Genomic DNA, 12,165 nt, shown 5'->3' with positions numbered 1-12,165 from the left:
GGCGCGGAGCGATCCGCGCCGGTTTTCTTTTGGCGGTGTCGGCCGACGGCGGTTTTCGATCGGCAAGTGACATCATTCACCGTCACCCCGGGCTTGACCCGGGGCCTGCCTTGCCTTTTCATGTGACGATGGAGCGCTATCCCTGCGTCTATATTCTTGCGCGTTCATCGCACGGCACGCTTTACACCGGGGTTACGTCGAACCTCGTCCAGCGCATCCACCAGCATCGCGAAGAGACCTTCGAAGGTTACACCAAGGAATATGGAATCAAGCGTCTCGTCTGGTTCGAAGGCCATGACACGATGGATTCTGCCATCCTGCGCGAAAAGCGGATCAAGCGATGGCTGCGATCCTGGAAGTACGAACTGATCATCGCGATGAACCCAACGTGGCGCGATCTGGCCGAAGATTTTGGATTCGGCCCGTTGCCGTTGGGACAAAAGAAGGCGGGTCCCGGGTCAAGCCCGGGATGACGAAGCGGGGTAGTGCCGCCCGCTTCCGACCCCAAAGCGGACCAGCATCCGCCACGCGCGGCACCTCACGCCTGCGATTGCGTCAGCCGATGGATCGGGCCGAATTGCGCAATCGCGGCGCCAACGAAGGGTAGCGCGACGAGCCAGAGGCGTACGCCGGTGACGCCGAGCGGGCTCGCGATGCTGATCGCGGCGGTGGCGCCGAGCCCGGCGCAGATGAGGAGCAGCCCGGTGATCAGGCGCCAGTGCGGCACCTCGCCGCTGTCCTTGCTCGCGCGTTCGTAGCGCGCGAAGAGCGTGATCAGCGGGAAAAGCGCCGCAATATAGAGGATGAACCAGATCGGGCGCGCGAGCCACCATGCGGCGCTGCCGGGCGCGACGTCGAGCCCGATCCCGCCGAGCAGCCACGCCGCGACCATCACGAGCACGAAAGCGGTGAGGTGCCAGAGGTAGATCGTCATGATCATGCCGTTGACGAGCACGACGCTGGTCCAGATGCGGAGATTGTCGAGCATCCGCCGCCCCGCGGGTTCGAGCGCGAGCGCGATGCCCGCCTGTGCGATGCCGAGCGCGAGCAAAGCGAGCGTCGGCGGCATCGAGTTGCTGAGCCCGCTTCCCGGGACGCCGATCATCGCGACCGGATAGGGCCCGAAGCCGACGAGCAACGCGAGCGCGGCCAGCCCGCCCACACCCCACAAAAGCGCCCTGCCCGGCGCCAGCCGCCCCTCGCTCCACGCGAAGCCGAGTTGGTGGATCGCAAGCCAGACGAAGGCGAAGTTGAGGAAATTGACGTACGGCACATCGAAGCGCAGCGCCGCGACGTCGATCGCCACCGCGCCCGCGACGAGCGCCCAGAAGGAAGCGAAGCCCCAGCGTTTCCACGCCTTCCACGTCAGCGGCACGACCGCCGCAACCATCAGGTAAACCGACAGGAACCACACCGGGATCAGCGCGAGCTGCGCCGCCATCGCGACGATGCCGCGATCGATCCCCGCAAGCGTCCCGAACATCGCGACGAGCGTCCAGATCAGGAATAGCGGGAGCACCGGGTTGATCAGCCGTTGCAGCCGCCCGCTGTACCAGCTTTCGTAGCTGCCGCCCTTGCGCAGCGTCGCCGCCCACGACATGCCGTTCGAAAAACCGCCGACGAGGAAGAAGAGCGGCATCACCTGGAAACCCCAGGTCAGCCACTGCGTCCACGGCAGGATGCCTAGCAAATGCCCGCCCTCGACCGCGCCGTCCTTCATATAGGGCGCGGCGACGAGCCAGTGACCGACGACGACCGCGAGGATCGACAGCGCGCGGAGGAAATCGACGTAGCGGTTGCGCTCGGGCGGCGCCTGCTGCGCCATCTCCCTGGCCCGCGACCAGATGCTTTTGCGAGTTGCGGCAGCTCCCATTTCGGTCAAAAAAATTCCTCCCTCGTAAGCCCGGTTCTTTCTTCGTCATTCCCGCGAAGGCGGGAATCCCGCTTTCTTCATTGGAGCCAGAGAAGCGGGATTCCCGCCTTCGCGGGAATGACGGGTGTTGTTGACGTCGGAACCTAGTGCGGCTTCGCGTTGGCACAAGAGCGAAGACGCTTCGCCTTTGCCTTGGCGCGCCAGCCTTGCTATCGCGCCCAACAATGGCCAGCACGACAGACGACCTTCCGCCTTCAGAACCCGTCCCCGGCATGACCGATACCCCGTTCGACAGCGCGCTGTCCGAACGCTATCTCGTCTATGCGCTGTCGACGATCACCGCGCGTTCGCTGCCTGATCTGCGCGACGGGCTGAAGCCCGTCCACCGCCGCCTGCTGTGGGCGATGCGCGCGATGCGGCTCGACCCGTCGCAGGGCTACAAGAAATCGGCACGCGTCGTCGGCGACGTCATCGGTAAATTCCACCCGCATGGCGATGTTGCGGTCTATGACGCAATGGTCCGCCTCGCGCAGGATTTCTCGCTCCGCTACCCGCTCGTCGACGGCCAGGGCAATTTCGGCAACATCGACGGCGATAATGCCGCGGCATACCGCTATACCGAAGCGCGGCTGACGCGCGTCGCGGTCGACCTGATGCAGGGGCTCGACGAGGGCACGGTCGATTTCAAGCCGACCTATAATGGCGAGGACGAAGAGCCCGAGATCATGCCGGGGCTGTTCCCGAATCTGCTCGCCAATGGCGCGAGCGGGATCGCGGTCGGCATGGCGACGAACATCCCGCCGCACAACGCCGCCGAGGTGATCGACGCGGCGCTGGTGCTGATCGAGAATCCGCGCGCCGAGCTCGCCGAACTGCTCGAGCATGTCAAAGGCCCCGATTTCCCGACCGGGGGCATCGTCGTCGACAGCCCCGAGACGATTGCGCATGCCTATGAAACCGGGCGCGGCGGTTTCCGCGTCCGCGCGCGCTTTTCGACCGGCAAGCTCGGCGATAGCTGGGAAGAGAGCGGGATCGAGAAGCAGTCAGGCGGCACCTGGCAGCTGGTCATCAGCGAAATTCCGTACGGCGTCGCCAAGGGCAAGCTGATCGAGCAGATCGCGCAGCTGATCGCCGACAAGAAACTCCCGATTCTCGAGGATGTTCGCGACGAAAGCGCCGAGGACCTGCGCATCGTCGTCGAACCCAAGAGCCGCAACGTCGATCCGGATATCCTCAAGGAAAGCCTGTACCGGCTGACCGACCTCGAAAACCGCTTCGCGCTCAACCTCAACGTCCTCGACGCGACGCGCACGCCGAAGGTGATGGGGCTGCACCAGCTGCTCACCGAATGGCTGCAGCACCAGATCGTCGTCCTCGTCCGCCGCGCGCAGCACCGCATCGCGAAAATCGACGACCGGTTGGAGCTGGTCGCGGGCTATATCATCGCCTTCCTCAACCTCGACCGGATCATCGAGATCATCCGTACCGAGGACGAGCCGAAGCCGGTGATGATCGAAGAATTCATCCTGACCGACCGGCAGGCCGAGGCGATCCTCAACATGCGGCTGCGCTCGTTGCGCCGGCTCGAGGAAATGGAGCTGAAGCGCGAACAGGCCGACCTGACTGCCGAGCGCGAAGAGCTGGTCAAGCTGGTCGAGAGCCCTGCGCGGCAGAAGACGCGGCTGCGCAAGGATCTGGAGAAATTGCGCGCCGTTTACGGGCTTGAGACCCTGCTCGGTGCGCGCCGCACGACGATTGCCGAAGCCGCACCGGCGCGCGACATTCCCCTCGACGCGATGATCGAGAAGGAACCGGTGACGGTGATCCTCTCGAAACGCGGCTGGATCCGGGCCCAGCGCGGCCATGTCGCCGCCGACCAGTGGGCCGAATTCAAGTTCAAGGAAGGCGACGAGCTGTTGTTCGCCGCGCACGCGCAGACGACCGACAAGCTGCTGATCGCGGCGAGCGACGGGCGTTTCTTCACCGTCGGCGCCGACAAGCTGCCCGGTGGGCGCGGTTTTGGCGAACCGCTGCGCCTGATGGTCGACATCGACCCCGAGGCGCGGATCGTCGCGATGATCCCGGCGAGCGCCGATGGCCGGCTGCTGCTCGCCTCGACGAGCGGCCACGGCTTCGTCGCGCAAATGGCCGAAGTCGTCGCCGAAACGCGCAAGGGCCGCAACGTCGTCAACCTGAAGCCCAAGGCCGCGCTCGCCATCGTCCGGCCGGTTTCGGCGAGTGACGACAGCGTCGCGGTGGTCGGCGAAAATCGCAAGCTCGTCGTCTTCCCGCTCGCCGAGGTTCCGGTGATGGCGCGCGGGCAGGGCGTGATGCTGCAACGCTACCGCGACGGCGGGCTGTCCGACGCGGTCAGCTTCGCCTTTGCCGACGGATTGAGCTGGGCGATGGGCGGCGACACCGGCCGCACGCGCACCGAAACCGACCTGGCACCGTGGCGCGTCGCGCGCGGCGCCGCCGGACGGATGCCTCCGACCGGTTTTCCGAGGAACAATCGTTTCGGCTGAACGTATTTCGTTATTGCCGTAAATCCCTTCTTTACTTCCCGTGACCTAGGCATTGGGCAATGGGGAAAGGTCGCACAAAACCCTCTGTTATGCCTATCGATAGAACCGGCGAAGACCGGCCCTTATTGTTCGTCGGCTGGATCGACGCGTTGCCCGTTCCGGCCGCGCTGATCAGACCGATGGCGCGCGGCAATTTCCGGCTCCATGCAAGCAACGCCGCGTTCGACCGGTTGAGCCTGTCGCCCGCGGGCGTCGAGGCGCCGATCGAAATGCTGCGCGCGATCGAGCGCGCATCGCAATATACGGACGAATCGCAGGAATTTTCCTGCCAGCTCGGCGAAGGGCCCGCGGCGCGCGACCTGCGCGGCTCGATCGGCCCGCTGCCCACCGAATCGGGCGATGACGGGCTGTTCCTGCTGACGCTGATCGACCGGACGCAGGAGATGATGACCGAGCGCAACCTGCGCCGCGAGCTGGTGTCCGACAGCCTGACCGGGCTTCCCAACCGCGCCGGGTTCGAGGAACTCGTCGAACAGCGCTCGATCACCGACGTCGGCGTCGCCGACCATGCGATCCTGCTGCTCGACCTCGCACGGTTCAGCCGCATCAACGAACATATCGGGCCGATGGCCGGCGACGAGCTGATCATCACCGTCGCGCGGCGGCTGAAATCGAGCCTTCGCAGCGGCGACATATTGGCGCGCACCGGCGGCGACGAATTCGCCATATCGACGCGCGTCGTGGGCGGCCGCGCCGATGTGCGCGAAATGGCGCGGCGCATCCGCGGTTGTTTCGACCACCCCTTCCGCATCGGCGAATTGAAGGTCAGCGTCGACTGCGCGCTCGGCTGCGCGATCCAGCCGGCAGCTGACACCGATGTCGCCGATCAGATCCGCCACGCGCAGATCGCGCTCAAACGCGCGAAGCAGACCGACCGCATCGAAATCTATGAACCCGAAGCCGCGATGCTGTCGGACAACCGGTTCGGGATGGAAACCGAGCTGCGCAACGCGATCGAGGAAGACCGGCTCCACCTCGCCTTCCAGCCGCTGATCGAACTGGCGAGCGGCCGCGTTGCCGGGTTCGAAGCGCTGGCGCGCTGGGACACAAGCAGCGGCCATTCGGTTTCGCCGACCGAATTCATTCCGATTGCCGAGGATTCGGGTCTGATCGTCCCGCTCGGCCAATGGGCGATCGGCAAGGCCGCCGCGGTGCTCGCCGACTGGGACAAGCAGAATGGCGGCGGAATCGTCGACTGCTATTTCTCGGTCAATGTTTCGGCGATCCAGCTGGTGCGCGACGATGTCGCCGCGGTGGTGCGGCAAGCGCTTGAAAGCCATAAGATCGGCGGCGAAAGGCTGATGATCGAACTCACCGAAAGCGCGATCATCGGCGATCCCGACCTCGCGCTGTCGGTGCTCAGCGAGCTGAAGGCGCTCGACGCGCGCGTCGCGATGGACGATTTCGGCACCGGCTATTCGAACCTCGCCTATCTCCAGCGCCTGCCGATCGACGTGCTCAAGATCGACCGCAGCTTTGTCGAACATATGGTCGACGACCGCGACAAGGTGGCAATCGTCCGCACGATCCAGAGCCTGGCGGAAGTGCTGGGCATGCGCACGACGGCCGAAGGCGTCGAGACCGCCGACCAGGCGCGGTTGCTGTCGGCGCTCGGCTGCGATTTCGGGCAGGGTTTCCTGTTCGCGCGGCCGATGGATGGCAAGGACGCGCTCGATTATTGGCGTCAGTCGCTGGTGCGGCCGATCTTCTGATCGACCAACTCGGCGACGCGCGCGACGTCCGGGAAATCCTCCGCCACCCACTCGGCCTCGACCGCTTTCAGAATGCGCGCGACCTCGGGGCCGACCGCAATCCCGCGCGCGACGATGTCGCCGCCCTTGAGCGGCATTTCGGGGACGGTCCAGCCCGATAGTGCTTCGACCGCCGTGCGTGCCGAAGCCGCATCGTCCGCGAGCAGATGCACGTCGCGCGCGGCGTCGACCCCGATCGCATGCGCCAGCTGGCGGACCGGCCTGACGGTATCGGCGCGGCGTCCGCCGAGCGCGGCGAGATGTTTGCGCTGGCGCGTCGACAGGCGAAGCCGGCTCGCGACCTGTTCGGCAATGGCGGCGTCGGCGGGCAGCAGCGCCGATAGGCGGCGCAAAGGCGCGACGGCCACGCCCGCGGCTTCCTCATTGGCCACCAGCCGGTCGAACGCGGCGGCGAAGCCGGCATCGCGTTCGGGCAGCAAGACCTCGAAAATCCCGTCGGCGGCCATTTGCCCGACAATTGCGCGCGGATCGGGCAGCGACAAGATCTTGAGCAGCTCGTCGGCGATCCGTTCGCGCGACAGGCTTTTGAGCGACTGGCGCGCGGTCACCACGGCGGCGTGGCTCACGGCGTCGAGGTCGCCGCGCCCGAAACGCGCGGCGAAGCGATAGAAGCGCAGGATGCGCAAATGATCCTCGGCGATGCGCGTCGCGGGGTCGCCGATGAACGCAACGCGCCCCGCTTTCAGGTCGGCAAGGCCGCCGAACCAGTCATCCACCGTGCCGGTATCGGGGTCGGCATAGAGCGCATTGATCGTGAAGTCGCGCCGCGCCGCATCGTCGCGCCAGTCGTCGGCGAAGGCGATCGTCGCGCGGCGTCCGTCGGTTTCGACGTCGCGGCGCAATGTCGTGATTTCATGATGGTCGCCACTGGCGATCGCGGTGACGGTGCCGTGCGCGATGCCGGTCGGAATGACCTTGATATCGGCCGCCTCGAGCCGCCGCGTTACCTCCAGCGGCAGCAGCGGGGTTGCGAGGTCGATGTCGGTGACCGCGAGGCCGAGCAACGTATCGCGTACCGCGCCGCCGACGATCTTCACCGCGCCGCCATCGGCGGCCAGCGCGGCGACGATGCGCCGCAATCCGGGCCGATCGCGCCACTCGGCGGCGGGCAGCGCGGTCATCGGTGCCACCCCGCCGGCATCCGCCGCGCCAGATTGATGATGATTCCCGCCGTCACGCCCCAGATCCGTCGCCCCTGCCAGTCCATGTCATAATAATGGCGGTCGTGTCCCTGAAAATTCGCATGCTGGCGCGCATAATTGTCGGGATCGAAGAGGATATCGAGCGGCACCTCGAACCAGTCCTCGACTTCGTCGGGATTGGGGTCGAGCGGCAGGTCGGGCGGGATGACGCCGAGCACCGGGGTGATGATATAGCCGCTGCCCGAACGATAGGGTTCGGTGACGCCGGCGACCATCACGTCGCGGCGGTTGAGGCCGATTTCTTCCTCCGCCTCGCGCAGCGCCGCGTCGATCGCATCGCGGTCGCCGGGGTCGATCTTGCCGCCCGGAAAGGCGACCTGCCCCGCATGGCTGCGCAGCCATTGCGGCCGCTGGGTCAGGATGACGCCGGGATCGGGCCGGTCGGTGAAGGCGATGAGCACCGCGGCATCGCGCAAGGTCGGGGCGCCGAGATAGGCTTCGTCCTCGCCGGCGTCGGGGAGCAGATTATCGAGCGCGGCGCGCAGCTTTTCGGAGAGCATCAGCCGTCGACCAACGGAAAGCGTACGCCGTTGGACCAGATCGCTGGCTTATCGGCGTCCTCGGCGAGCGCCATCTCGACGAGCTCGTAGTAGAGCGCACGGTCGATCCGCGCTTCGAGCCCGTTGCCGATCGTGCCGCGTACGTGCAGCCGCGGGTTGGGATTGTCGGCATCGCTGCCGAAGTTCAGCGGGTGGTCGGCGCCGGCCATGACGAGATCGTCGGTATCGAGACGGAAGACCAGCTTGCGCGCGTCGCCCCCGCCTTCGCTCTTCATCTCGACGGCGCGGAAGGGCGTGTCTTCAACCGCGATCGAAAGCTTTTCAGCCGGGGTGACGAGAACATGGCTGCCGTCGGCTTCGCGACGCAGGATCGTCGAGAAGAGCCTGACCATCGCGGGGCGATTGATGCGGCCGCCTTCGTGATACCAGCTGCCGTCGGCGCGGATTTCCATGAAGCTGTCGCCGGTCCGTTCGGGATGCCATTGTTCGACCGGCGGCAGCTTGCGCGCCGCGAGCTGTTCGGCGGCTTCGGTCAGCGAGAGCTGCGAAAATTCCTTGGGAAGCGACGGTGCGGGGGTGACCATGTTTCCGACATAGGGGGAAGGATGGCGGGTGCAACCCCGGGGTTGCCTTCCCCCTTGATGGGGGAAGGATATGAAGCCTCATCCGCGTCAGCGGATTTAGGCGGAGTTGGATGGGGGTGATGGCGCGACCCTGCATCGTCGTTTCAGGCCGAGCGCACCCCCACCGCTGCGACTAGGCAGCAAGCTGCCAAGTCTCGCTGCCTCCCCCATCGAGGGGGAGGAACATCAGCGCGGTCCGATCATGCCCGCGCCCGTCGGCAGGCTGTGGCCGTTCACCGCCCGCGCGAGCAGGCGGCGTTTCTCGAACGGTCCTGGCAAATCCCATTCGCCCGTCGCATCGGCCGTAAAGCCGAAGAAGCGGCCATAATATTCGGGATCGCCGATCATCATCAGCGCGCCGTCGGCCTGGGTTTCTGCGGCATCGAGCATCTGCGCCATCAATGCGCGGCCATGGCCGCCGCGCTGGACGTCGGGGCGGATCGCCACCGGACCGACCATCACCAGCGGGGCTTCGCCGCCATCGGGCGCACGGAGCGCGACCGGCCAGCACTGGATCGTGCCGACCAGCGCGCCATCCTCGACCAGCGCAAAGCTGAGTTCGGGCACCGCATCCACGCCTTCGCGGATGCGATAGGCGGTTCGTCCAAAGCGATCCGTTCCGAAAGCGGCGTCGAGGAGATCCTCGACGGCCTGCGGCTCGATATCGGACAATGGAAGTAACTCGACCAACGCGTACCCTTTCGCTAATGCGGCGGCGCTTTAGGGTCCGGCGTCGGTATTGCAAAGCCGAATGTCGCACCGCTCGACAGGATGACCGTGTGACCGATAGTTTATGGCTGGAAGTGGACGGGCTGACCGTCCAGGTGCTGACCGGCATTTATTCCGAAGAAACCCATCTGCCGCAACCGCTGCGCATCTCGGTGCGCGCGAAGCTGGCAATGGCCGACCATTATGATCCGACGACGCCGCTGAGCGCGTCGAAAAACTATATGCACCTGAAATTCGCGGCGACCGAGGGCATACCCAAGGACGTCCATTTCGTGCTGATCGAAAGCGTCGCCGACCATATCATCGACACTTTGTTCCTGCAGGACGACAAGGTCCACGAGGTCGAGGTCAAGATCGTCAAGCTCGCGATCGCCGAGGAAGGCGAAGAGATCGGCATCACGATGCGGCGGGTGCGGAAGTGACGCAAAAGCTCGCTCTCGTCACGGGCGGGCTGCACCGCGTCGGCGCGGCGATTTCGGCGCGGCTGGCGCGCGAGGGCTATGCGCTGGCGATTCACAAGCGCAGTCCGGGCGACGCCGATCCGGTGCTGGCCGAGGCGCTGGCCGAGACCGGCGCCCTCGCCCATCGCTTTGCCGCCGACCTCGCCGATCCGGCGGCGGTCGATGCGCTGATCCCCGCGGTGATCGAGAAATTCGGCCGCGCGCCCGACCTGCTCGTGAACAATGCGGCGCTGTTTGCCGAGGGCGAGTGGACAGACCTGTCGGCTGCGGCGCTCGCCGAGATGATGCAGGTCAATCATCATGCGCCGGTGATGCTGGCGAAGGCGCTCGTCGCGGCGAGCGAAGGCAAGCGCCCGGCGATCGTCAATATCGTCGATCAGCGCGTTCTCCATCCAGTGCCCGACCAAGTCGCGTACAGCCTGTCGAAATCGGCGCTGTGGCAGGCGACGGCGACGCTCGCGGTCGCGTTCGGGAACCGCGCGCGGGTCAATGCCGTGGCACCGGGGCTGACGATGGCGACCGAGGATTATTCGGCGGCGCAGGTCGAGCGACTGGCGAAGCTTATGCCGCTCGGCGCGCTGCCGACGCCGGCGCAGATCGCCGATGCGGTCGTCTATCTCGCGCGCGCCGAGGCGGTGACGGGGCAGACGATCTTCGTCGACGGCGGCGCGCATCTGGCGCCGATGGCGCGCGATTTCGTGGCGCTGGAGCGGGATTAGCCACACACCTCTGTCGTCATCCCGGGCTTGACCCGGGATCCCGCTTATTGAGGCGGCGACCGGCTTCGATTTCAAGCGGGACCCCGGATCAAGTCCGGGGTGACGATGAAAGTGAAAGGCCGGTTGCGGCCGCGACCAGAGGCACGTGACTCTTGTCGCCCTTCGCGGGGGCGACGATCCATTAATAAATATGCACTGCCTTGGTAACGAGATAGCCGTCGAGTCCCTCGGGCCCGCTTTCGCTGCCGAAGCCCGATTCCTTGATCCCGCCGAACGGCGTGTCGAGCGTCGAGATCACGAAGCTGTTCACCCCGACCATGCCGCTTTCGATCGTGTCCACGATGCGATTGATGCGGCGGCCATTCTCGGTGAACGCGAAGGCCGCGAGGCCGTAGGGCAGCCGGTTCGCCTGTTCGAGCGCCTCATCCTCGGTGCCGAAGGGCCGGATCAGCGCCATCGGGCCGAAGGGTTCGTGGTTCATCGCATCGGCCTCAACCGGCACATCGGCGATCGCGGTCGGCTGGAAGAAATAACCGTTGCCCGTCGCCTCGCCGCCCGCGATGACGCGCGCGCCCTTGGCCTTGGCATCGGCGACCAGCGCTTCCAATGCGGGGATGCGGCGCGCGTTGGCGAGCGGGCCCATCTGCGTATCGCCATCGAGGCCGCTGCCGATCTTCACCTTCGCCGTCCGCTCGGCAAAGCCCTTCACGAACGCGTCGTAGATGCCCTGCTGCACATAGAAGCGCGTCGGCGAGATGCAGACCTGGCCGGCGTTACGGAATTTTTGCCACACGACCTTGTCGAGCGTGGCTTCGAGGTCGCAATCGTCGAAGATCAGCACCGGGGCATGGCCGCCGAGTTCCATCGTGATCCGCTTCACCCCGTCGGCGGCAAGCTTCATCAGATGCTTGCCGACCGCGGTCGAACCGGTGAAGCTGACCTTGCGGATCACCGGGCTCGCCAGCAGATGCCGGCTGATCTGGTCGGGGTCGCCGTAGACGAGCTGGACGACGTCACCCGGAATGCCCGCGTCCGCAATGCAGCGCATGATCGCGCTGGTGCAGCCCGGCGTTTCCTCGGGCGCCTTCGCGATCACGACGCAGCCCGCGGCGAGCGCGGGGGCGATTTTCTTGACCATCAGGTTGACCGGGAAGTTCCACGGGCTGAAGCCCGCGACCGGCCCGACCGGATGCTTGGTGACCATCGCGCGCTGCCCCGCCGGGCGCTGGAGCACGCGGCCCTCGATGCGTTTGCCCTGCTCGGCGAAATAGTCGAACAGCCCCGCCGCCGACAGCACCTCGCCGCGCGCCTCGGCGATCGGCTTGCCCTGTTCGAGCGTCAGCAAGGTCGCGATATGCTCGACGCGCTCGCGGATGATACCAGCGGCCTTGTGCATCAGCGCGGCGCGCTCGTCGGGGGTCTTGGCGCGCCAGACGGGCCAGCCGCGGTCCGCCGCGGCGAGTGCCTCGTCGAGGTCGGCCGCCGTCGCCACCGGCAGCTCGGCAATCGTGCCCGCGGTCGCGGGGTTATAGACCGGCCGCTCGTCGCGTCCCTCGCCGCTCCGCCAGGCGCCGTTGATGAAGAGCTGGAGGTCGGCGTCGTAGGTCGCGGTCATATTATATTCCTATCCGAACCGTTCGCATCGAGCGAAGTCGAGATGCCCCTCGACCTCGCACCACGCCGATGGGTGTCTCGACTTCG

Annotated in this window: 11 protein-coding genes; 5 read left to right on the top strand and 6 right to left on the bottom strand. The window is 66.1% G+C overall.

Annotated elements, in window-relative coordinates:
- The first annotated feature begins 35 nt into the window (after window positions 1-35).
- Window positions 36-473 carry a GIY-YIG nuclease family protein gene (locus ACTJI5_RS12890; protein WP_440860762.1) on the top strand — a complete coding sequence of 146 codons (438 nt, stop codon included), beginning with the start codon at window positions 36-38 and terminating at the stop codon, window positions 471-473.
- 65 nt (window positions 474-538) lie between these two features.
- Here the strand turns inward: ACTJI5_RS12890 and ACTJI5_RS12885 are convergent, their stop codons facing one another.
- Window positions 539-1,873, bottom strand: a complete 1,335-nt coding sequence (locus ACTJI5_RS12885) for an acyltransferase family protein (protein ID WP_440860761.1) — start codon at window positions 1,871-1,873, stop codon at window positions 539-541.
- Window positions 1,874-2,097: 224 nt separating this feature from the next.
- Here ACTJI5_RS12885 and parC point away from each other — a divergent pair, with 224 nt between their 5' ends.
- Window positions 2,098-4,398, top strand: coding sequence for a DNA topoisomerase IV subunit A (parC, locus tag ACTJI5_RS12880; protein ID WP_440860596.1), 2,301 nt, complete (start codon window positions 2,098-2,100; stop codon window positions 4,396-4,398).
- A gap of 89 nt (window positions 4,399-4,487) precedes the next feature.
- Complete coding sequence (locus ACTJI5_RS12875; RefSeq protein WP_440860595.1) at window positions 4,488-6,170, top strand: putative bifunctional diguanylate cyclase/phosphodiesterase; 1,683 nt, start codon at window positions 4,488-4,490, stop codon at window positions 6,168-6,170.
- On the opposite strand, the gene ACTJI5_RS12870 is transcribed toward ACTJI5_RS12875, so the two are convergent.
- The 4 genes from ACTJI5_RS12870 to ACTJI5_RS12855 form a co-directional block, all read right to left on the bottom strand.
- Window positions 6,143-7,351: a CCA tRNA nucleotidyltransferase gene (locus tag ACTJI5_RS12870; protein WP_440860594.1), complete on the bottom strand. Its 1,209-nt coding sequence runs from the start codon at window positions 7,349-7,351 to the stop codon at window positions 6,143-6,145. The genes ACTJI5_RS12875 and ACTJI5_RS12870 overlap by 28 nt on opposite strands.
- Window positions 7,348-7,932 (bottom strand): CoA pyrophosphatase, encoded by a 585-nt coding sequence (locus ACTJI5_RS12865; RefSeq protein WP_440860593.1) that lies wholly within the window; start codon window positions 7,930-7,932, stop codon window positions 7,348-7,350. The genes ACTJI5_RS12870 and ACTJI5_RS12865 overlap by 4 nt, the downstream gene beginning before the upstream one ends.
- Complete coding sequence (locus ACTJI5_RS12860) at window positions 7,932-8,516, bottom strand: DUF1285 domain-containing protein (protein WP_440860592.1); 585 nt, start codon at window positions 8,514-8,516, stop codon at window positions 7,932-7,934. Before ACTJI5_RS12860 ends, ACTJI5_RS12865 begins: the two co-directional genes overlap by 1 nt.
- Before the next feature lie 225 nt (window positions 8,517-8,741).
- Window positions 8,742-9,245: a GNAT family N-acetyltransferase gene (locus ACTJI5_RS12855; RefSeq protein WP_058539674.1), complete on the bottom strand. Its 504-nt coding sequence runs from the start codon at window positions 9,243-9,245 to the stop codon at window positions 8,742-8,744.
- Between the two features lie 89 nt (window positions 9,246-9,334).
- Between ACTJI5_RS12855 and ACTJI5_RS12850 the strand changes: the two genes are divergently transcribed.
- Window positions 9,335-9,706: a dihydroneopterin aldolase gene (locus ACTJI5_RS12850; RefSeq protein ID WP_310255019.1), complete on the top strand. Its 372-nt coding sequence runs from the start codon at window positions 9,335-9,337 to the stop codon at window positions 9,704-9,706.
- Complete coding sequence (locus tag ACTJI5_RS12845) at window positions 9,703-10,464, top strand: SDR family oxidoreductase (protein ID WP_440860591.1); 762 nt, start codon at window positions 9,703-9,705, stop codon at window positions 10,462-10,464. Before ACTJI5_RS12850 ends, ACTJI5_RS12845 begins: the two co-directional genes overlap by 4 nt.
- A 181-nt stretch (window positions 10,465-10,645) precedes the next feature.
- Here ACTJI5_RS12845 and ACTJI5_RS12840 read toward each other — a convergent pair whose 3' ends face one another.
- A complete protein-coding gene (locus ACTJI5_RS12840; protein ID WP_440860590.1) occupies window positions 10,646-12,079 on the bottom strand; it encodes an NAD-dependent succinate-semialdehyde dehydrogenase in 1,434 nt (477 codons plus the stop codon).
- Window positions 12,080-12,165: the final 86 nt, after the last annotated feature.

It is taken from the genome of Sphingopyxis sp. 22461 (assembly GCF_052044915.1).
Taxonomy (GTDB): Bacteria; Pseudomonadota; Alphaproteobacteria; order Sphingomonadales; family Sphingomonadaceae; genus Sphingopyxis.
The sequence above is the reverse complement of the archived record's forward strand: the minus strand, read 5'-3'. Positions and strand labels throughout refer to the sequence as shown.

Excerpts from the sequence above, each read along its gene's own strand:
- ACTJI5_RS12885 (WP_440860761.1), bottom strand. The coding sequence starts at position 1,873 with ATGGGAGCTGCCGCAACTCGCAAAAGCATCTGGTCGCGGGCCAGGGAG.
- parC (WP_440860596.1), top strand. The coding sequence starts at position 2,098 with ATGGCCAGCACGACAGACGACCTTCCGCCTTCAGAACCCGTCCCCGGC.
- ACTJI5_RS12875 (WP_440860595.1), top strand. The coding sequence starts at position 4,488 with ATGCCTATCGATAGAACCGGCGAAGACCGGCCCTTATTGTTCGTCGGC.
- ACTJI5_RS12870 (WP_440860594.1), bottom strand. The coding sequence starts at position 7,351 with ATGACCGCGCTGCCCGCCGCCGAGTGGCGCGATCGGCCCGGATTGCGG.
- ACTJI5_RS12865 (WP_440860593.1), bottom strand. The coding sequence starts at position 7,932 with ATGCTCTCCGAAAAGCTGCGCGCCGCGCTCGATAATCTGCTCCCCGAC.
- ACTJI5_RS12860 (WP_440860592.1), bottom strand. The coding sequence starts at position 8,516 with ATGGTCACCCCCGCACCGTCGCTTCCCAAGGAATTTTCGCAGCTCTCG.
- ACTJI5_RS12840 (WP_440860590.1), bottom strand. The coding sequence starts at position 12,079 with ATGACCGCGACCTACGACGCCGACCTCCAGCTCTTCATCAACGGCGCC.